Source organism: Agromyces italicus DSM 16388 (assembly GCF_000421545.1).
GTDB classification, from domain to species: Bacteria; Actinomycetota; Actinomycetes; order Actinomycetales; family Microbacteriaceae; genus Agromyces; species Agromyces italicus.
On the sequence record NZ_ATXF01000011.1, the window covers coordinates 102,875 to 122,975 of the forward strand.

The following is a 20,101-nucleotide window of genomic DNA, read 5'->3' on the forward strand; positions in this document are numbered from 1 at the left end:
AGCTCGAATCGGATCGTCCGGTGACGATCGGGCACCTTGTCGGGTGTTCGATCGTCGCTTTGCTGCCCCGCCGACTTCCTCCGTAGGCTGCGATCGTCAGCGGCGACGGGCGCCGTGGTGACGACCCACGAGGAAGTAGGGACATGATCCACCAGCGCGACGCCATCGGCCGACTCCCCGTCTACACGCCGGGTCGGCCTGCCGCGCAGGGTGCCGTCAAGCTCTCCTCGAACGAGAACCCCTTCCCGCCGCTGCCCTCGGTCGTCGACGCGGTCGTCGCCGGCCTCGACGGGATCGCGCGCTACCCCGACCTCGCCGCGACCGAGCTCACGCGCCGGCTCGCCGACTACCACGAGGTCGACCCCGCCGAGATCGCGCTCGGCGCCGGCTCGGTCGAGGTCGCCGCCCAGCTCATCCACGCGAGTGCCGGTGAAGGCGATGAGGTGATCTTCGCCTGGCGCTCCTTCGAGGCCTACCCGATCCTCGTGCAGGTCGCGGGCGCCACACCCGTGCCCGTGCCGCTCACCGCCGACGAGCGCCACGACCTCGATGCGATGGCCGCGGCGATCACCCCCCGCACCCGGCTCGTGTTCGTCTGCAACCCGAACAACCCGACCGGCGCAACGGTGACCGCCGACGAGCTCACGGCGTTCCTCGCGAAGGTGCCCGCCGAGGTGCTCGTCGTCGTCGATGAGGCCTACGTGCACTTCGACGACGACCCCCGCTCGGCGAGCGGGCTCGAGTTCTTCCGCAGCCACCCGAACGTCGCGGTGCTGCACACCTTCTCGAAGGCGTACGGGCTCGCCGGGCTCCGCGTCGGCTACGCGATCGCCCCGGCCCGGGTCGCCGAAAACCTCCGCCGCGTCGGCGTGCCGTTCGCCGTCAGCGACCTCGCCCAGCGTGCGGCGATCGCGTCGCTCGACGCCGAATCCGAGCTCGAGGTGCGCATTCGCGAGATCGTGGCCGAGCGCGGGCGCGTCACCGCCGCGCTCCGCGACGGCGGATGGCGGCTCGTCGACTCGTTCGGCAACTTCGTGTGGCTCCGCACCGGCGACGACACCGAGCGCGTCGACGGCGTGCTGCACGAACACGGTGTCGTGGCACGCGCCTTCGCCGGCGAGGGCATCCGCGTGACCATCGGCTCGCCGGAGGCGAACGACCGATTCCTCGCCGCTGCGGCCGAGGCCCTCGCGACCGCACCGGTCGCGGTGCCCGCCGGCTGACGTGGGTCACGCGCGAACCGAGCGGCCCGCTCCACCCCCGCCGACCCGGGTCGGCCGCACCTTCGCGGCCGTGCCCGACCCAGAGACCTGCGCCCCGCGCACGGAACCCCGCAACACCGACCTGAGGAGGACCCCACGATGAGAACCCGCTCGAAGCTCACCGGACTCGCACTGCTCGCCACCGGAGCCCTCGCCCTCACCGGCTGCGCATCGGACGGCGGCGACGCCGCAGCATCCGATGACACCGTCTCGATCGGCATCAGCCAGATCGTGCAGCACCCCGCGCTCGACGCGACGCGCGAGGGCTTCAAGCAGGCCTTCGCCGATGCCGGCTACGTCGAGGGTGAGGACATCACCTTCGACGAGCAGAACGCGCAGGGCGAGCAGGCGACCGCCACCACCATCGCCGCGAAGTTCCAGACCGACGGTGTCGACCTCGTGCTCGCCATCGCGACGCCCACCGCGCAGGCTGCCGCGCAGTCGATCGCCGACATCCCCGTGCTCTTCACCGCGGTCACCGAGCCCGCCGAGGCCGGCCTCGTCGACAGCTGGGAGAAGCCGGGCGGCAACGTCACCGGCACGAGCGACCTCAACCCGGTCGAGCAGCAGCTCGAGCTCGTCACCCAGGTCGTTCCCGACGCCAAGACCGTGGGCATCGTCTACAGCTCGGGCGAGGTGAACTCCGAGGTGCAGGTCGAACTCGCGAAGGAGGCCGCCGACGAGCTCGGCCTCGAGATCAAGGAGGCGACCGTCACGAACTCGAGCGAGGTCGCCCAGGCGACCGAGTCGCTCGGCGACGTCGACGCGATCTACATCCCGACCGACAACCGAGTGACCGAGGGTCTCGAGGCGGTCGTGCAGATCGCCGAGCAGAAGCAGATCCCGCTGTTCGGCGCCGAGGGCGGCCAGGTCGAGCGCGGAGCCGTCGCCACGTACGGCATCGACTACACCGAGCTCGGCTACCAGACCGGCAAGATGGCGATCGAGATCCTCGAGAACGGCGCCGACCCGGCCGAGATGCCCGTCGAGACCCTCGACGAGCTCTCGCTCATCGTGAACCCCGCCGCCGCCGAGCGCCAGGGCGTCACGCTCCCCGAAGACCTGGTCGCCGACGCCGACCAGACCATCGAATAACACGCCCACGGGACATCCGGAAGGCCCTGCATGAACGCCGCACTCGAACTCGGCCTGCTTTACGGGATCATGGCGCTCGGTGTGTACCTCACATTCCGCGTGCTCAACTTCCCCGACCTCACGGTCGACGGCAGCTTCACCACCGGCGCCGCCGTCGCGGCGTCGCTCATCGTGCAGGGCGTGCCCGCCCCCGTCGCCACCCTCGCGGGTGCGGCGTCGGGGGCGGTCGCCGGCATCGTCACCGGAGTGCTCTACACGAAGGGGCGCATCGACGGCCTCCTCGCAGGCATCCTCACCATGATCGCGCTGTGGTCGATCAACCTCAGGATCATGGGCAAGTCGAACCTCCCATTGCTCAGGGAGGATACCGTGATGACGCCGCTGCGCGACAACGGCCTGCTCGGCGGGCCATGGAGCATCCTCATCTTCGCGATCTTCGCGCTCGTGCTGAAGTTCGCCATCGACTGGTTCCTCTCGACCGACCTCGGCCTCTCGATCCAGGCGACCGGTAACAACGAGCAGATGATCCGCTCCTTCGGCGTGAACACGCACTTCACGACGATCCTGACGCTCGCGATCTCGAACGCGCTCGTCGCGCTCTGCGGCGCGCTCGTCGCGCAGTACCAGGGCTTCGCGGATGTCTCGATGGGCATCGGCCTCATCCTCGTCGGCCTCGCCTCGGTCATCATCGGACAGGCGATCATCGCAGGACGCTCGGTGTGGGTGGCGACCCTCGCGGTGCTCGTCGGTGCGATCGTCTACCGCCTCGTGATCTTCCTCGCGCTCGCGGCCGGCCTCAACCCGAACGACATGAAACTCATCTCCGCCGTGCTCGTCGTCGCCGCGCTGCTGCTGCCGCGCTGGGGCTTCCTGAAACGCGTCCCGAGTTTCCGGCAGCTCAACCGCCGCGCGGTCCGGGCCTGAGAGGAGCGACGAACATGCTCACCATCGATCACGTCACCAAGACCTTCTTCCCCGGCACCGTCAACGAGCGCGTCGCGCTGAACGACGTGTCGCTGCACCTCGACGAGGGCGACTTCGTCACCGTCATCGGTTCGAACGGCGCCGGCAAGTCGACGCTGCTGAACATCATCGCCGGCAAGATCGCCGTCGACTCGGGGGAGCTCCTCATCGACGAGCGCTCGGTGAAGCGGATGAAGGACTACCAGCGGGCCGCGTACATCGGCCGGGTCTTCCAGGACCCGATGGCCGGCACCGCGCCCGACCTCACCATCGAGCAGAACCTCGCCCTCGCACTTCGCCGCGGGCAGCGGCGCGGCTTCCACCTCGGCGTGACACCGGCGCGTCGCGAACGGTTCAAGAAGGAGCTCCTCGCCCTCGAGCTCGGACTCGAGCAGCGGTTGAAGGCCCGTGTCGGGCTGCTCTCGGGCGGCCAGCGCCAGGCGCTGTCGCTGCTGATGGCGAGCTTCACGCAGCCGCGCATCCTGCTGCTCGACGAGCACACCGCGGCGCTCGACCCGCAGCGGGCCGACCTCGTCACGCGGCTCACGAAGTCGGTCGTCGAGCGCGACAAGCTGACCACCCTCATGGTCACCCACAACATGGAGCAGGCGCTCCGGGTGGGCAACCGGCTCATCATGATGCACGAGGGGCGGATCATCCTCGACCTGCCCGAGGAGGAGAAGCAGAAGATGACCGTCGCCGGACTCCTCGCGGAGTTCGCGAAGATCAAGGGCGCGGCGCTCGACGACCGCGCGATGCTCGGCTGAGCGGGCACGCCGGCACCCGCGGACGGGTGGATGCGGAGGCATCCGCCCGTCCGCCTCGCGATCGTCCGCGTACGCTGGAAGCGGGGGAGGTGCCGATGCCCATCGATCGACTGGACGCGCGACTCGTCGCGCTCTTCGCCGACGAGCCGCGCATCGGCGTCTACGAGGCGTCGCGGCGTCTCGGCGTCGCCCGCGGCACCGTGCAGGCCCGCCTCGACCGTCTGCAGCGGCTCGGCATCGTCACCGGGTTCGGACCCGACGTCGACACGGCCGCGCTCGGGTACCCCGTCACGACGTTCGTCGAGATCGAGATCGCGCAGGGTTCGCGCAGCGACCTCATGCTCGACGAACTGCGCGGCATCCCCGAGGTGATCGAGGCGCACACCATCACCGGACGCAGCGACCTGCTCGTGCGGGTCGTGGCCGCGTCGAACCGCGACCTCCAGCGCGTCGTCGACCAGCTCGTGCGCGTGCCGGGCATCGAGCGCACGTCGACGCTGGTCGTGCTCGACACGCCGATCCCGCACCGGGTCATGCCGCTCGTCGAGGCGACGCCGGCCGACTGAGGGGTGGGTCGCGCGGGGCGCTGCCGCGCGCGGGTTCTGCTTCGTGCGGCGTTGCGCGGGGCGCTGCCTCGCGCGGGTCGCTGCCTCGCGCGGGTCATTGTGCAGAACTCAGGATGCTTCGGGCGACACGCCGAGCGGGCGGAGTGAACGTGCGGCGTGGCGGGCGAGGCATCCTGAGTTCTGCACATGCCGGTTGCGCGCCCACTGCTCCTCCCCAGCGTTCCGGAGCCGCCGATCGTGCTCCCCGAGCCGATCCGGCCGTCGGTGGAGTGCTCGACCCGGCACCATCGGAGGGTGAGGTCGATCACCCGGGTGCTGCGCGAGGGCGGTGGTGTGTGCCGGGCAAGCGATTTCATCGGGGCCGGGGTGCCGCGCCGCCTTGTCGAGGCGGCGCTCGCCTCGGGGCGCCTCGAACGGATCAGGCGAGGGGTCTATGCCGACCCCTGGATCCCGGTCGAGGCGAAACGGGCTCTCCGGGTCGGGGGGAGGCTCGCCTGCGTTTCGGCGGCTCGACTCCACGGCCTCAGGGTGCTGCGCGACCCCGCGTATCTGCACGTCGGGGTGATGCGGCATGCATCGCGGCTTCGCGGCCCCGACGATGCCGCGACGCAGCTGCCCGCTGAAGGTGTTGCGTGCGCCGGCGCCCGATTGCACTGGTCGCCTCCGGGGAGCATCTCGCCGCGCGGTTTCCTCGTCCCGCTCGGGGAGTGCCTCGAGCAGATGCTGGCATGCCTGCCCGCCCTCGACGCGCTCTGCGCACTCGACTCGGCCCGAGAATCGGTTCCTTGGAACGGGAGCGGAGCGCCGCCGACAGCACGGCTCGACGAGCTCGGGTACGAGCGGCTGCTCGCGTGTCTGCCGGCTGGGAGCCGCGCGATCGCCGTGCGCTCGAGCCCCCTCAGTCAAGCGGTGGGCGAGACGGTTGCACGCCTGCGGCTCGAAGATCTCGGCATCCCCGTGCGGGCGCAGTTCCCCCTCCCAGGCGGGTACCACGGCGACCTGCTGATCGGCGAGCGACTGATCTTCGAGGTGGAGGGCGAGGGGCCGCACTCCGCGCCCGGGGCGTTCGAGCGAGACCGCCGCCGCGCGGCGTGGCTGAAGGCCGCGGGGTACACGCACGCGGCCTTCAGCCATCGGCAGGTGCTCGACGAGTGGGACTCGGTCGAAGCAGTCGTGCGCATGCTGATGCGGCGCGGTGCGCACGTGTGGGGTGAGGGGCTCGACCGGCCGGCCTGACGGCTGCGTCCGAACGCCTGCGGCGCCGCGGCGTGTGCAGAACTCAGGATGCTTCGGGCGACACGCCGAGCGGGCGGGGCGAACGTGCGGCGTGGCGGGCGAGGCATCCTGAGTTCTGCACAGAGGACGGGACGACGAAGGGGGCCGGACGATGCCCGGCCCCCTCCGAGCGGCGACTACAGCGTGTGGCCGAGCTTGAAGCCCTGCTCCTCGTCGCCCTTGCGGGTGTACGAGAAGCCGTCGGCGCCGATCGTGACCGCCATCTCCGAGGAGTCGGTGCGGGCGACGACGGGCTTCGGGTTGCCGTCGAGGTCGAGCACGAGCGAGGCCTCGGTGTACCACGAGGGCACGACCGGGTTGCCCCACCAGTCGCGGCGCTGGTTGTCGTGCACGTCCCACGTGACGACGGGGTTGTCGGGGTCGCCCGTGTAGTAGTCCTGCGTGTAGATCTCGACGCGGTGGCCGTCGGGGTCGCGCAGGTACAGGTAGAACGCGTTCGAGACGCCGTGGCGACCCGGTCCGCGCTCGATCGCGTCGGAGCGACGGATGGCGCCGAGCTTGTCGCAGATCGCGAGGATGTTGTGCTTCTCGTGCGTCGCGAACGCGACGTGGTGCATGCGCGGGCCGTCGCCGCCGGTCATGGCGGTGTCGTGCACGGTGGGCTTGCGGCGCATCCATGCCGCGTACACGACGCCCTCCTCGTCCTGGATGTCTTCCGTGACGCGGAAGCCGAGCGACTGCATGAAGTTCACGGCTCGCGGAACGTCGGGGGTCACCTGGTTGAAGTGGTCGAGGCGCACGAGCTCGCCCGGCGTGTGCAGGTCGTAGCGCCACGACAGCCGCTCGACGTGCTCGGACTGGAAGAAGAACTCGTACGGGAAGCCGAGCGGGTCTTCGACGCGAACCGAGTCGCCGATGCCCTTGGTGAAGCCCTCCGTGCGGCGTTCGACGCGGCATCCGAGCTCGGTGTAGAAGGCGACGGCCTTGTCGAGGTCGTCGCTCGAACGCACCCGGTACGAGAACGCGGCGACGGCGGCGAGCTCGCCGCGGCGGAGCACGAGGTTGTGGTGGATGAACTCCTCGGTCGAGCGGAGGTAGATCGCCTCGTCGTCCTCCTCGGTGACGTAGAGGCCGAGCACGTCGACGTAGAACTCGCGGCTCGCCGCCAGATCGGTGACGATGAGCTCCATGTACGCGCAGCGCAGGATGTCGGGGGCGGGCACCGAGGGGGTCGGCACCGGGTTGTCGGTGCGGATCGGGGCTTCCTGAGAAACGTAGAAGCCCGATGAGGTGAGGGTCATGTCGTCGCGGTTGGTCATGTCAAGGTCCTTGCGTGGGGTGGGATGTCTCGGGGAACGTGGTCTCGATACGCTTCGCTACTCGAACGACGATCAGGCCTTGCCGAAGGTCGGGTTGTGCGGCGCGCCGAGCGTGATGTGCACGCTCTGCTGGTCGGTGTAGAAGTCGATCGAGCGGTAGCCGCCCTCGTGGCCGAGACCCGAGGCCTTGACGCCGCCGAACGGGGTGCGGAGGTCCCGCACGTTGTTCGAGTTGAGCCACACCATGCCCGCCTCGACCGACTGGGCGAAGTTGTGGGCGCGCTTGAGGTCGTTCGTCCAGATGTACGCGGCGAGGCCGTACTTCGTGTCGTTCGCGAGCGCGAGCGCCTCCTCCTCGGTGTCGAACGGGGTGATCGCGACGACGGGCCCGAAGATCTCCTCCTGGAAGATGCGGGCGTCGGGCGCGACATCCGCGAACACCGTCGGGGCGACGTAGTTGCCCGTCGGGAAGCCCTCGGGGCGCCCGCCGCCGGCGACGAGCCGGCCCTCGGTCTTGCCGAGCTCGACGTAGCTCATGACCTTGTCGTAGTGCTCGGGGTGCACGAGCGCGCCGACCTCGGTCGCCGGGTCGTGGGGGTGGCCCACGACGACGCGCTTCGCCTGCGCGGCGTAGCGCTCGACGAACTCGTCGTAGACCTCTCGCTGCACGAGAATGCGCGAACCCGCGGTGCAGCGTTCGCCGTTCAGCGAGAAGACGCCGAAGATGGTCGCGTCGATCGCCGTGTCGAGGTCGGCGTCGGCGAAGACCACGGCCGGGCTCTTGCCGCCGAGCTCCATCGAGAGGCCCTTGAGGTACGGCGCGGCGTTGCCGAAGATCAGCTGGCCGGTGCTCGACTCGCCCGTGAACGAGATGAGCGGCACGTCGGGGTGCTTCACGAGCGCGTCGCCCGCGTCTTCGCCGAGGCCGTTGACGAGGTTGAAGACGCCCTTGGGCAGGCCCGCCTCCTCGAAGATCCCGGCCCAGAGCGACGCCGAGAGCGGCGTGAACTCGGCCGGCTTCAGCACGACCGTGTTGCCGGTGGCGAGGGCGGGGCCGAGCTTCCACGACTCGAGCATGAACGGGGTGTTCCACGGGGTGATGAGGCCGGCGACGCCGATCGGCTTGCGGTTCACGTAGTTCATCTGCTTGCCCGGCACCTTGAAGGCGTCGTCGGACTGCGCGACGATCAGGTCGGCGAAGAAGCGGAAGTTCTCGGCCGCGCGACGGGCCTGGCCGAGGGCCTGCGTGATCGGCAGCCCCGAGTCGAACGACTCGAGCTCGGCGAGGCGCTGGTCGCGCGACTCGACGAGGTCGGCGATCTTGTGCAGCACGCGCGAGCGCTCGCGGGGGAGCATGCGCGGCCACGGGCCGTCCGTGAACGCGCGGCGGGCCGCGGCGACGGCGCGCTCGACATCGGCCTTCTTGCCTGCGGCGGCGTGCACGTAGGTCTCGTTCGTGACGGGGTTCAGCACCTCGAAGGTGTCGCCGTCGATCGAGTCGACGAACTCGCCGTCGATGTAGTGGCGGATGCGGTCGGGCAGGCCCTCGGGCGTGTAGTCGGTCATGTTCTCTTCCGTTCTGAGATGGTTCAGGTCTGAGCAGGTCACGCGGTGCTGCGTCGGTCAGGGCGTCGTCGGATGCCGGAGCTCGGCCTGGTGGGCGAGCACCGCGTCGAGCGTGGCGGTGCGGTGCGAGCGGGCGGCGAGTTCGATCTCGAGCGCGTCGGCACCCGCCTCGATGAGCTCGAGGATGCGCTCGTGCTCGGCGACCGAGTCGTGCGCGCGACCCGGCACGAAGCTGAACGAGGAGTCGCGGAGGACCTTCATGCGGTTCCAGCCCCGGTGCACGAGGTCGAGGATGTGCGGGTTCGGGCACGCTTCGAAGAGCACGGCGTGGAACGCGAGATTGAGCTCGGTGAAGCGGTGGGGGTCGAAGTCGTCGAGGGTTCGGCGCATGCGGTCGTTGATCGCGCGGGCCCGGGCGATCTGCTCTGCGGTGAGCGTCGGCGACGACAGGGCGGTCGCGGCCCCTTCGACGAGCGCGAGCGTCTGCATCGTGTGCAGGTACTCGGTCTCTTTGATCAGGGCGACCTGCGCGCCGACGTTGCGCTCGAAGGTGACGAGACCCTCGGCCTCGAGGCGGCGGATCGCCTCGCGCACGGGCACGACGCTGACCTCGAGCTCGCCGGCGATCGAGCCGAGCACGAGGCGGAAGCCCGGCACGTAACGTCCGTCGTCGATGCGCTCGCGGATGAAGCGGTAGGCGCGCTGCGACTTCGACTCGGTCGCGGGGCCGGCGGCGCTCGCGGGGCGTGTGGTGCCGGCCGAGGTCGCGGTGCTCATCGGTCGACGCCCCCGGCGGATGCCTCGGCGTCGGCCCCTGCGTGGTAGCGCGCGAGCCACTCGGCGTTCATCGGGAACAGCCCGTCGACGGCGGCGCCTCCGGCGACCTGGCGGGCGACGTAGGCGTCCTGCCGCTCTTGCTCGGCCGCCTCGGCTGCGACCTCGGCGACGAGCTGCGGCGGGATCACGATGACCCCGTCGCCGTCGCCCACGATGACGTCGCCCGGCTGCACGGCCGCACCGCCGCAGGCGATCGTGACGTCGACCGCCCACGGCACGTGGCGGCGGCCGAGCACGCTCGGGTGCGGTCCCTGCGAGAAGACGGGGATCTCGAAGCCCGCGACGGCGTCGAAGTCGCGCACGCCGCCATCGGTCACGATGCCGGCCGCCCCGCGCACCTGGGCGCGGAGCGCCAGCACGTCGCCCACGGTTCCGGTGCCGCGCTCGCCGCGGGCTTCGACGACGAGCACCTCGCCCGGACGGACGGTGTCGAAGGCGAGCTTCTGTGCGTTGAACCCGCCGCCGTGCGAGGCGAAGAGGTCGGGGCGGAAGGGGATGAAGCGGAGGGTCTTCGCGTACCCGAGGATGCGGTCACCGGGGTGATTGGCGCGCACGCCCTCGATGAAGATGTCGTGATAGCCGCGCTTGCGGAGCGCGACCGAGAGCGTGGCGACGGCAGCGCCGTCGAGCAGCGCGCGCACCTCGTCGGTGAGTACGCCCGAAGCGGCCGCGGGAGTGTCGAGCTGGCTCGCGAGCCCGGCGGCCAGCGCGGCCGCGTGCTCGGCCTCGCTGCCCCAGGCCTCGATGCGCTGCGCGTCGTCGACCTTCGGCTTCGTGCCGTAGTCGCCGAAGGGCACGTCGCCCTGGGTGACGGTCGTGATCAGACGGCCGGTGCTCGGTGCGCCCGGAGCGCCGGGGGCGTCGACCTCGACCTCGACGATGTCGCCCGGCACGACGACCGAGGAGCCCGCGGGCGTGCCGGTGAGGATGACGTCGCCCGGTTCGAGCGTGAGGTGCTGCGAGAGGTCGGCGACGAGGCGGCCGAAGGTGAAGAGCAGCGTGTCGGAGGTGTCCTCCTGCACGAGCTCGCCGTTGACCCAGGTGCGCACGCGCCATCCGTCTTCGCCGGCGATGTGCGCGGGGAGTGCGACGGGGCCGAGCGGGGTGAAGCCGTCCCCGCCCTTGTTGCGCACGTTCGAGCCCTTGTCGGCGGCGCGCAGGTCGTAGAGCCCGAAGTCGTTCGCGGCGGTGACCTGGGCGACGTGCGTCCAGCCGTCGGCGGGGGAGACGTGGCGTGCGCGCTCGCCGATGACGATCGCGATCTCGCCCTCGAAGGCGAGCAGCTCGGTGCCGGCCGGACGTTCGATCGTGCCGCCGGTGCCGGCGAGCGACGATGCGGGCTTGAAGAAGTAGCTCGGCTGGGCGGGAGTGCGCCCGCGCTGTGCGGCCCTCGACGGATAGTTGAGGTGCACGGCGATGATCTTGCCGGGGGTGGCGATGCCAGCGATGGTCATTGACGTCCTCGTCTCGTGATATCAGAAATCATATACGATCTGCGCAGCGGCGCAAGGGGCGGGCGAGCCCCGGTCTCCGGGTGCGGATGGCGCGGGGCTCAGTAACTCGAGCGCGGCGGGCCCGAGGCATCCGATTCGTTCGTGCGCGAGGCGATGAAGCGGTCGGCGAGCGCCTCCGAGGCGCGGGCGAGGATCGCGACATCGGCGCCGACCGCCGCGAACGACGCGCCCGCAGCGAGGTAGCGCTCGGCATCCTCCGCCACGAAGGCGTTGATGCCGACCGGTTTTCCGGCGGCCTGCGCGGCTCGGATCGCGGTGAGCGCGGCCTCGACGACGTCGGGGTGCGAGGGCTGCCCGAGCAGGCCCATCGAGCCCGCGAGGTCGGCTGGGCCGACGAAGATCGCGTCGACGCCGTCGACGGCGAGGATCTCCTCGACGTTCGCGACCGCCGTCGCCGACTCGATCTGCACGATGAGGCTCACGGTCGACGAGGCGCGGCCGAGGTAGCCCTCGACGCGGTTCCAGCGCGACGAGCGGGCGAGCGAGGCTCCGACGCCGCGCACACCGTGGTCGGTCGGGCCGGGGCGATGGCCCGAGGCATCCGGCGTGGCGCTCGCCGCGGTGCCCGGGTACCGCACGGCGCGCACCAGCTCGCGTGCCTGCTCGGCCGTGTCGACCATCGGCACGAGGAGGTTCTGCACGCCGAGGTCGAGGTACTGCTTGATCACGACGGGATCGCCGATCGGCGGCCGCACCACCGGCGCGACCGGGTAGGCCGAGACCGCGTAGAGCTGGTGCAGGATCGTCTGCAGGTCGTTGGGGGAGTGCTCCGCGTCGATCAGCAGCCAGTCGACGCCGCTGCCTGCCGCGACCTCGGCGACGAGCGGACTCGCCGAGCACACCCACATGCCGATCTGGGGGCGGTCGGCCGCCGCCATGCGGGCGGTGAGGGTCTCGGGGAGGTTCATTCGAATCGGCATGAGATGGTCCCCAGTTGTCCGTAGTCGGCGTGCACGGTGTCGCCCCGCTCGACCCACATGGGGCGGGTGAAGGAGCCGGCGAGGATGATCTCACCGGTGCCGAGCGACTGGCCGTGGTGGGCGAGCTTGTTCGCGAGCCACGCGACGCCCATCGCGGGGTGGCCGAGCACCGCTGCGGCGACGCCCGACTCCTCGATGGTCTGGTTGCGCGAGAGCAGTGCCGAGACCCACCGCAGGTCGACCGCGTCGACCTTCACCGGCCTCCCGCCGAGCACCATCGCGCCCATGGCGGCGTTGTCGCTGATGGTGTCGACGATCGTGCGGCCCTGCATCTCGATGTGGGAGTTCAGGATCTCGAGCGCCGGAACCACGTAGGCGGTCGCGTCGAGCACGTCGAAGATCGTCGTGTTCGGGCCCTGGAGGGGCTTCGCGAGCACGAAGGCCAGTTCGACCTCGATGCGCACGTTCGAGAAGCGGTCGAACTCGACGGACGAGCCCGACTCGATCACCATGTCGTCGAGGATCACGCCGTAGTCGGGCTCGGTGATGCCGGTGGCGACCTGCATCACCTTCGAGGTGAGTCCGATCTTGCGCCCGACGAGCCGGGCGCCGGCGGCGATGCGCCGCTCGGCCCAGACGCGCTGCACGGCGTAGGCGTCGTCGACGCTCATGCCGGGGTGGCGTGCGGTGAGCAGAGGCACGGTCGTCTTGTCGCGGTCGGCGGCGACGAGTTCGTCGGCGATCGCGTCGATCACGGGCTGGTCAAGCACAGGCGCTCCACTTCATCGAGGGTCCACTGGAGATCGTAGTCACCGCTCCCGGATCGGGGCGGGGACGCCCCGGTTGCGGGGTATCTGAAATCGTATATGATTCCAGACGTGTTCGGGGCGGAGCTGCCGGTCCGGGCGCATCCCCCTGACCGCGGACTCGACAGAGGAGTCGCCGCATGACCGCACAAACCCTTCCCGCCCCATCGCCCGTCGATGCCGCGAAGCGCCGCGAACTCAAGCGGTCGCCTTCGCCACCGTGATCGGCACCACCATCGAGTGGTACGACTTCTTCCTGTACGCGAGCGCCGCGGGCCTCGTCTTCGGGTCGCTCTTCTTCGCCCCCGCGGGCGCCGAGTTCGCGACGATCCTCTCGTTCGCAACGGTCGGCGTCAGCTTCCTCTTCCGCCCGCTCGGCGCGTTCCTCGCCGGTCACTTCGGCGACAAGATCGGCCGCAAGGCGATGCTCGTCGTCACGCTGATCCTGATGGGGTCGGCGACGACGCTCATCGGCTTCCTGCCGACCTACGAGCAGATCGGCATGGCGGCCCCGCTCCTGCTCGTGCTCCTCCGCATCGTGCAGGGGCTCTCGACCGGCGGCGAGTGGGGCGGTGCTGTGCTCATGGCGGTCGAGCACGCCCCCGACGGGGAGCGCGGTCGCTACGGCGCCTTCCCGCAGATCGGTGTGCCGATCGGCCTCCTCCTCGCCTCGGGCGTGCTCGCGCTCATGACCGGCGTGATCTCGCCCGGCGACGCCTTCCTCGAGTGGGGCTGGCGCGTGCCGTTCCTGCTCAGCTTCGTGCTCATCGTCGTCGGCATCATCGTGCGACGCGCGGTCGACGAGAGCCCGGTCTTCCTCGAGATCGCCGCGAAGAAGGAGGAGGCGAAGACCCCGATCCTCACGCTCTTCCGCAAGCACTGGCTGCTCGTGCTGCTCGCCGCGCTCACCTTCGCGGGCAACAACGCGGCGGGCTACATGACGACCGGCGGCTACCTCCAGAACTACGCGACCACGCCGGTCGCCGACGGCGGCCTCGTCGGCATGGAGCGCACGCCCGTGCTGCTCGCCGTCGCCGGCGCCTCCGTCGTCTGGCTCGTCTGCACCTTCGCGGCGGGCGTCGTCTCCGACCGGATCGGCCGGCGCAACACCTACATCATCGGGTGGATCGCGTTCCTCGCGACCCTTTCCTGCTCTTCCCGCTCGTGAACACCGGCAGCCCGTGGCTGCTCTTCCTCGGCGTCTCGCTCTTCGCGATCGGCAACGGCTTCACGTACGGGCAGCAGGCGGCGTACTTCGCCGAGCTCTTCCCGGCCTCGATCCGCTACTCGGGCGTGTCGATCACGTACGCGATCGGTGCGATCCTGGGCGGCGCGTTCGCGCCGATGATCGCGACTTGGCTCGTGCAGGAGACGGGCACCGCGACCTCCGTGGCCTTCTACATCGCGGGCGTGATGGTCGTCGCCTTCGCGGCCACGCTGCTGCTCCGCGACCGAACGGGCATCCCGCTCGGCCCCGATCACGAGGCCGAGCAGTCGCGCGGGGCCGTCTACGGCATGCGCTGAGCCCGAGCCGCCGAACGGCGCCCCGCCCATCCGGGCGGGGCGCCGTCGTCGTCTCCGGTGTCGGGCCCTCGAGGGCGGCTCAGCGCCCGAACAGGCGGGCCAGCAGGCCTGCGGGCTTCGGCTCGTCGGCGTGGCCGGTGCACCGCTCGGAGCGCGGGACCCCGCGCATCACCTGGTCGACGTGCTGGCCGCAGCCGGCCCACGTCGTCTTCCCGCAGGTCTTGCAGCTCACCGCTCGGCACATGGTCACTCGCATCCCGGGGTGATTCGGATACCCCGGGGGTATCCTTTCAGGCGCTCGCTGGGAGAACGTCGAGCGGCCCGCCGCTGGGAGGCGCCGGGCCGCGGGCGCGAGCCTCGGCTCGCAGATCGGGCCGTTGCTCAGCGGGAGTTCACCCGGATGATCTCCTCCTGGTACGGCGCGACCACCGTGCCCGAGATGCGGCAGTCGAGCAGGAGGAACGGACGCTCGGAGACGGGACGCGCCGCCCAGGCCGCGAGCGCGTCGAGGTCGGCGAGCTCGCGCACGACGACGCCCTCGGCGCCGAAGGCGGCTGCGGCCGCCGCGAAGTCGGCCTCGGGAATGAGCATCGGGCCCTCGGCGAGCCCCTTGAGCCCGTAGAGGTTCACCTCGGCGCCGTAGGCCGCGTCGTTCCAGATCACGGCGACGCCGCGCCCGCCCGCCGTGCGCACCGCGGTCTCGAGATCGGCGAGGGCCATCAGACCGCCGCCGTCGCCGCTGGTCAGCACGATCGTCGTCTCGGCACCGGTCGCGCGCGCCGCCCCGGCGACGCTCGGGAAGCCCTGCCCGATCGACTGGAACGCCGTGCCGACCATCATCATGCGGTCGGGCGAGGCCACCGGCCAGTACATGTTCGCCCAGCCGATGAAGTGGCCGCCGTCCGAGACGACGACGCGGTCCTCGGGCAGCAGCTCGGCGACGCGCAGCGCCACGGCGCGCGGGTCGAGACGGCCGTCGTCGGCGAGTCCGTCGCCGCGCTCGGGGGCCGGGTAGGCGCGCAGGGACGCCACGTCGACGCGCTCGCGCCAGCCCGAGGGTGCAGCCCCCGTCACCGCGAGCTCGGCAACGAGCGCGCGCGCGACGACCCCGGCGTCGGCGCGGAGGTAGCCGCCGACGTGCGAGTGCGTCGCCGACGGGGCGACATCGACCTGGAACACCCGCGTGCCCGGTGCGAAGAGCTCGCCGAAGCGCATCGTGAACTGGTTGAGCGAGGCGCCGAACACGACGGCGACATCGGCCTCGCGCACGAGCTCCATCGCGCCCTCGGCGCCGAAGCCGCCGGTCACGCCGAGGTCGTACCGGGTGTCGGGGAAGACGCCACGGCCGAGCGCCGTCGACGCGGTGATCGCCCCGGTCGATGCTGCCAGCTCGCCGAGCGCCTCGCCCGCGTCGGCGAGCCACGCGCCGCGGCCCGCGAGCAGGAACGGCCGCTCGGCGCCCGCGAGGGCGGCGACGAGCTCGGCGAGCACCCCCGACGAGAATGCGCCGGTCGGCGTGAGGGGCGCGGGATGCCGCGGCGCGGGCGCCTCGACGAACGGCCCGGCCTCGGCCGCGGCGACGTCATAGGGGAGCGCGAGCACCACGGGCACGCGGTAGCTCAGCGCGTGCTCGATCGCGATGACCGTCGTGGCCGGGGCATCCGTGCGCCCGACCGTGTAGGTGCGCGCGCCGACCGCGGAGGCGAGCGCGATCTGGTCGACGTCCCACGGGCGACGGCCCGAGGTGGGCTCGTCGCCGACGACGAGCACGAGCGGCACACGGGCCTGCGCCGCCTCCGCGAGCGAGGTGAGGGTGTTCGTGAATCCTGCGCCGTAGGTCGCGGTCGCCGCGGCGAGCCGCTTCGAGGCGCGATAGTGCGCGTCGGCGGCCACGACACCGCCCGCCTCGTGGCGCACGGCCGTGAACGAGGCATCCGTCTCGCGTTCGAGCGCGTCGAGGAAGTAGGCGTTGCCATTGCCCATCACGCCGAAGACGTGGTCGACGTGTGCGGCGAGGGTGCGCGCGACGTGCGCGGCGACGGTGGTGTTCGAGGGTGCGGGCATGGCGAAGCCTTTCGAGACGATGACGGATGATGTGGTTCCGTATGTGTCTCGCGGCAGAGCCCGCTTCGTGCCCATTTTTCGAGCACCGGTGCACTCGCGATCTGCGTCGCGGTGCACCTCGACGAGGTCGAGTATACGACGAGGGCGGCGCCGGCTCGCGAAGCCGCCAGCAGGCGCCGCCCCTGCCTCAGATCCGCTCCTGCCTGCGCGCCAGCGGCGTCGGCTCCATCGGCTGGTCGTTCGCGGTGAGGTCGATGCCGAGGTCGCGGGCGTAGACCACCCGCGTCGCGACGGTCACGTCGTCGCCCGCCTCGGTGAGCTCGAACACGCGGCCGCCGCGCATCCGGTTGCGCGCGGCACCCGGCAGCCCGTACGCGCCGAAACCCGTGCCGGGCGCATAGCCGAGCAGCACGCCGTAGTAGTCGCCCACGTAGTCGTTGACGTGATCATGGCCGACGAAGACGCCCTTGACGTCGCCGCGCTCGAGGATCGCGTTGTACATGCCCGAGTTGATCGGGCCGGGGCACTCGTCCTCGTTGCGCTCGCCGACGATCGAGTGGCGGGCCTTGCCGCGGGCGGCGTCGGCGGCGGTGCGGGTATCGACGCCGCCCCACCACATGAAGCGGTGCTCCCACAGTGCGATGTGGATGAACATGAGGCCGGGGAGCTTGCGTCCGAGCTTCTGCTCGAGCTGCTGCGACTCTTCCCGGTACCAGGCGACCTGGTCCATGCGCAGCCAGTCCCAGGTTGGGTAGCCGGCGAAGTCCTGCCCGTTGATCGTGCCGGGGGCGTAGCGGCCCGAGTCGAGCAGCCACAGCGCGAAGGCCTCGCGGTTCTTCTTCGTCGAGGAGCCGACCGGCACGATCGTGTTGCCGGTGCCCGTGACGCCCGCGATGTTCGACGCGTTCATGTTGTAGTCGTACGAGCGGTAGAAGTCGAGCATGCCCGCCTCATCGACGCCCGACTGGGGCAGCGAGTCCTCGTCGTGGTTGCCGTAGGTGACGGCCCACGGGATCTTCCGGCTCTCCATCGGCCACACGACGTTGTTGATGGCCTGCTTCACCGCGAGGCGGGTCTCGCAGCCGCCCGTGATGACGTCGCCGTTGATGAGCACGAAGTCGGGCTGCTCCTGGTCGAGCGTCTTCTCGATGAGCTCGACCGTCCGGCGGTCGGTGCGCTCGTCGTCCTGCGTGTCGTTGAACTGCACCACCTTGAAGGTGCCGTCGCCGTGGAAGCGCAGCTTCGGGCCGTTGGCGCGCGGGCCGCCCGCGGGGGAGCGGCGCGTGGTCGCGGGTGCCGCGTTCGCGGCGCCGGCGGGCAGCGCGGCGCCGACGGCGCCGAGCGCTCCGGCGGTGATCACGGCGCGGCGGCTCACGGGAAGTCGGTCGGGCATGTCTGGTCTCCTCTTCGTCGGGCGACGTTCGCCGGTGCGACGGTAGGGCGGCCGGATGTCTCGGGCGCGACCAGCGGGTGAACGTTCGCCCCGCCCGATCGCGGCATGATGGACGCATGAAGACCGTGCAGCTGCGTCGCTACCAGATCGTCCCGGGCGAGTACGAGGCGTTCGTCTCGTGGTTCAGCGCGACCATGCCGCCGGTGCGGCGCGCGACCGGGTTCGAGGTCGAGTTCGCCTACGGCGTTCCCGAGGCCGACGAGTTCGTCTGGGCGGTCAGCGTCGCGGGCGACCGCGAGGAGTTCGCGCGCGTCGAGGCGGCGTACCTGGTCTCGCCCGAGCGGGCGGGAGCGTTCGAGGGCATCCCCGAGCGCATCGCGAGCAAGGAGATCTCGTACGTCGAGGGCGTGCGCATCGACTGATCGACTCCTTCGGGAGGGCCGACGCGGCTGGGCGGAGAGCGCCTCGCCGCGTCTTCCGTTTCTGAGTTGTTTTTCTTGTCAACGGTTGTAGACTAACCGCACGGCACACCGGAGTGACCAGTCTCGAAGCCTCGGGAACGGCATCACCGGAGCCGGTCGCATCACTCGCGACTCCGAGGACCCGGCCGATCACAGCGCACGTCCTCAGCATTCCCTTGCACCGGCTACGAGAGAAGAAGACATGAAGAAGGCACTTGCGGCGGTCTCGCTCACCGCGGTCGCCGCGCTCGCGCTCACGGCGTGCAGCTCTGGCTCAGAATCGCCCGCTGACGGGGGCGGCGACGTCGCCGCCAAGCCGCTCAGCATCGGCAACTTCCTGGATGTCACCAGCTGGGACCCGTCCTTGGCCGACATCGGTTTCGACGGCCCCTACCTGTCGGCGATCTACGACCCGCTGCTCGCGATCGACGGCCAGGGCGAACCCCAGCCCGCCCTCGCCACGGACTGGGAGACGTCCGAGGACTTCCTCACCATCACGATGAACCTCCGCACCGACGCGGAGTTCTCCGACGGTGCTGCGTTCGACGCGGACGCGGCGGTGAAGAGCCTCGACTACCTCAAGGCGGGCGTCCGCTCGCAGGAGGCCTACCGCAACGTCGAGAGCTTCGAGGCCGTCGACGAGGACACCATCGCGATCAACCTCGCGCAGCGCGACGACACGATCCTGTACTACATGGGCCTCGGCCGCAGCTACATGATGTCGCCCGACGCGATCGACGCCGGCACCCTCGCCGAGACCCCCGTCGGCTCCGGGCCGTACACGATGGGCGCGAGCTCGGTGCCGGGCGCCGAGTACCACTTCGACAAGGTCGCCGACCACTGGGCCGCCGACGAATTCCCGTTCGACCCGCTGACCGTCACCCCGCTGAGCGACGCGACCGCCATGCTCAACGGCATGCAGAGCGGCCAGTTCCAGATGATCTACGGCGACAAGGCCGGCACCGACCTGGCGCCCGACATGGGATGGAACGTCGCGAGCGGTCTCGCGACCTGGGTCGGACTGCAGTTCAGCGACCGCGCCGGTGCCACGGAGATGGGCAAGCCCCTCGGCGACCTCCGCGTGCGTCAGGCCCTCAACTACGCCTTCAACGGCCCCGAGATGGTCGAGACCATCGCGCAGGGCGTCGGCGAGGCGACCAACCAGGTCTTCCCCGTCGGCACGCCCGGCTACGTCGAGTCGATCACCGGCGAGTACGCCTACGACCTCGACAAGGCGAAGGCGCTGCTCGCCGAAGCGGGGTACGCCGACGGCTTCGCGGTCACCATGCCGATGGCCCCGCCGTTCCAGCCGTGGCAGGCCATCATCGAGCAGACCTTCGGGGAACTCGGCATCGACGTCACCTGGAAGGAGACCGACTTCATGCAGTACATGTCGGTCGCCCCCGAGTACCCGATGTTCGTCGGCGTCATCGCCATGGATGCGAACCCGATCGCCACGGTCCAGCGTCAGATCGCCGAGCCGCAGTGGTACAACCCCACCCCGGGCCTCGAGGCCTTCCCCGAGGTGCAGACGCAACTCGACACCGTGCTCACGGCTGAGCCCGGCGACGCCCAGATCGCCGAGGTCGAGAAGCTCAACGAGCTCGTCACCGAGCAGGCCTTCTTCTCGGTGTGGAGCCAGTCGACCAACACCTACATCACGACGTCGGACTTCGAGGTGACTCCGGTCACCGGCATGATGTTCCCGACGCTCCGCCAGATCACGGTCGCCGGCTGACCGGACGGGGCGGGTTCGGCGACGAACCCGCCCCGATGGTCCGACCCCGACCACTCGCCCCGACCCGACC

Annotated in this window: 17 protein-coding genes and 1 pseudogene; 9 read left to right on the top strand and 9 right to left on the bottom strand. The window is 70.6% G+C overall.

The annotated features are described in order from the left end of the window. Positions 1-143: 143 nt before the first annotated feature. From hisC to H516_RS0116375, 6 genes are all read left to right on the top strand, one after another. Positions 144-1,223 (top strand): histidinol-phosphate transaminase, encoded by a 1,080-nt coding sequence (hisC, locus tag H516_RS0116350; protein ID WP_022890779.1) that lies wholly within the window; start codon positions 144-146, stop codon positions 1,221-1,223. Between the two features lie 138 nt (positions 1,224-1,361). After that, a complete protein-coding gene (locus H516_RS0116355) occupies positions 1,362-2,357 on the top strand; it encodes an ABC transporter substrate-binding protein (protein WP_022890780.1) in 996 nt (331 codons plus the stop codon). 30 nt (positions 2,358-2,387) lie between these two features. Further along, positions 2,388-3,281, top strand: a complete 894-nt coding sequence (locus H516_RS0116360) for an ABC transporter permease (RefSeq protein WP_022890781.1) — start codon at positions 2,388-2,390, stop codon at positions 3,279-3,281. 14 nt (positions 3,282-3,295) lie between these two features. Further along, positions 3,296-4,087 carry an ABC transporter ATP-binding protein gene (locus H516_RS0116365; RefSeq protein WP_022890782.1) on the top strand — a complete coding sequence of 264 codons (792 nt, stop codon included), beginning with the start codon at positions 3,296-3,298 and terminating at the stop codon, positions 4,085-4,087. Positions 4,088-4,182: 95 nt separating this feature from the next. After that, positions 4,183-4,653 carry an Lrp/AsnC family transcriptional regulator gene (locus H516_RS0116370; protein ID WP_022890783.1) on the top strand — a complete coding sequence of 157 codons (471 nt, stop codon included), beginning with the start codon at positions 4,183-4,185 and terminating at the stop codon, positions 4,651-4,653. Positions 4,654-4,947: 294 nt separating this feature from the next. After that, a complete protein-coding gene (locus H516_RS0116375; protein ID WP_169513532.1) occupies positions 4,948-5,889 on the top strand; it encodes a type IV toxin-antitoxin system AbiEi family antitoxin domain-containing protein in 942 nt (313 codons plus the stop codon). Positions 5,890-6,065: 176 nt separating this feature from the next. Here H516_RS0116375 and hpaD read toward each other — a convergent pair whose 3' ends face one another. The 6 genes from hpaD to hpaH all read right to left on the bottom strand — a co-directional run bounded on the left by hpaD (position 6,066) and on the right by hpaH (position 12,815). Then, the gene (hpaD, locus tag H516_RS0116380; protein ID WP_022890785.1) at positions 6,066-7,208 is read right to left on the bottom strand and encodes a 3,4-dihydroxyphenylacetate 2,3-dioxygenase; all 1,143 of its coding nucleotides are present in this window, start codon (positions 7,206-7,208) and stop codon (positions 6,066-6,068) included. Between the two features lie 72 nt (positions 7,209-7,280). Next, positions 7,281-8,774: a 5-carboxymethyl-2-hydroxymuconate semialdehyde dehydrogenase gene (gene hpaE / locus H516_RS0116385; protein ID WP_022890786.1), complete on the bottom strand. Its 1,494-nt coding sequence runs from the start codon at positions 8,772-8,774 to the stop codon at positions 7,281-7,283. A gap of 57 nt (positions 8,775-8,831) precedes the next feature. Further along, positions 8,832-9,551, bottom strand: coding sequence for a GntR family transcriptional regulator (locus H516_RS0116390; RefSeq protein WP_022890787.1), 720 nt, complete (start codon positions 9,549-9,551; stop codon positions 8,832-8,834). Then, positions 9,548-11,065, bottom strand: coding sequence for a fumarylacetoacetate hydrolase family protein (locus H516_RS0116395; protein WP_022890788.1), 1,518 nt, complete (start codon positions 11,063-11,065; stop codon positions 9,548-9,550). The genes H516_RS0116390 and H516_RS0116395 overlap by 4 nt, the downstream gene beginning before the upstream one ends. A gap of 98 nt (positions 11,066-11,163) precedes the next feature. Continuing rightward, on the bottom strand, positions 11,164-12,045 hold the full coding sequence (locus H516_RS0116400) for an HpcH/HpaI aldolase family protein (RefSeq protein ID WP_026378918.1): 882 nt from the start codon (positions 12,043-12,045) through the stop codon (positions 11,164-11,166). Beyond that, complete coding sequence (hpaH, locus tag H516_RS0116405) at positions 12,030-12,815, bottom strand: 2-oxo-hept-4-ene-1,7-dioate hydratase (protein WP_026378919.1); 786 nt, start codon at positions 12,813-12,815, stop codon at positions 12,030-12,032. Before hpaH ends, H516_RS0116400 begins: the two co-directional genes overlap by 16 nt. A gap of 202 nt (positions 12,816-13,017) precedes the next feature. Here hpaH and H516_RS20995 point away from each other — a divergent pair. After that, a pseudogene (locus H516_RS20995) lies at positions 13,018-14,375 on the top strand (MFS transporter). 79 nt (positions 14,376-14,454) lie between these two features. On the opposite strand, the gene H516_RS22295 reads toward H516_RS20995, so the two are convergent. From H516_RS22295 to H516_RS0116425, 3 genes are all read right to left on the bottom strand, one after another. Then, positions 14,455-14,607, bottom strand: coding sequence for a hypothetical protein (locus H516_RS22295; RefSeq protein ID WP_169513530.1), 153 nt, complete (start codon positions 14,605-14,607; stop codon positions 14,455-14,457). Between the two features lie 149 nt (positions 14,608-14,756). Continuing rightward, positions 14,757-16,439 carry a thiamine pyrophosphate-binding protein gene (locus H516_RS0116420; protein WP_026378920.1) on the bottom strand — a complete coding sequence of 561 codons (1,683 nt, stop codon included), beginning with the start codon at positions 16,437-16,439 and terminating at the stop codon, positions 14,757-14,759. Between the two features lie 187 nt (positions 16,440-16,626). Next, a complete protein-coding gene (locus H516_RS0116425; protein WP_022890793.1) occupies positions 16,627-17,832 on the bottom strand; it encodes a metallophosphoesterase family protein in 1,206 nt (401 codons plus the stop codon). A 116-nt stretch (positions 17,833-17,948) separates the two neighbouring features. On the opposite strand from H516_RS0116425, the gene H516_RS0116430 reads away from it, so the two are divergent. Together H516_RS0116430 and H516_RS0116435 are read left to right on the top strand one after the other, a co-directional pair. Continuing rightward, entirely contained in the window at positions 17,949-18,254 is a 306-nt protein-coding gene (locus H516_RS0116430) for a hypothetical protein (protein WP_022890794.1), read from the top strand. Positions 18,255-18,495: 241 nt separating this feature from the next. Beyond that, positions 18,496-20,031: an ABC transporter substrate-binding protein gene (locus tag H516_RS0116435; protein ID WP_022890795.1), complete on the top strand. Its 1,536-nt coding sequence runs from the start codon at positions 18,496-18,498 to the stop codon at positions 20,029-20,031. Positions 20,032-20,101: the final 70 nt, after the last annotated feature.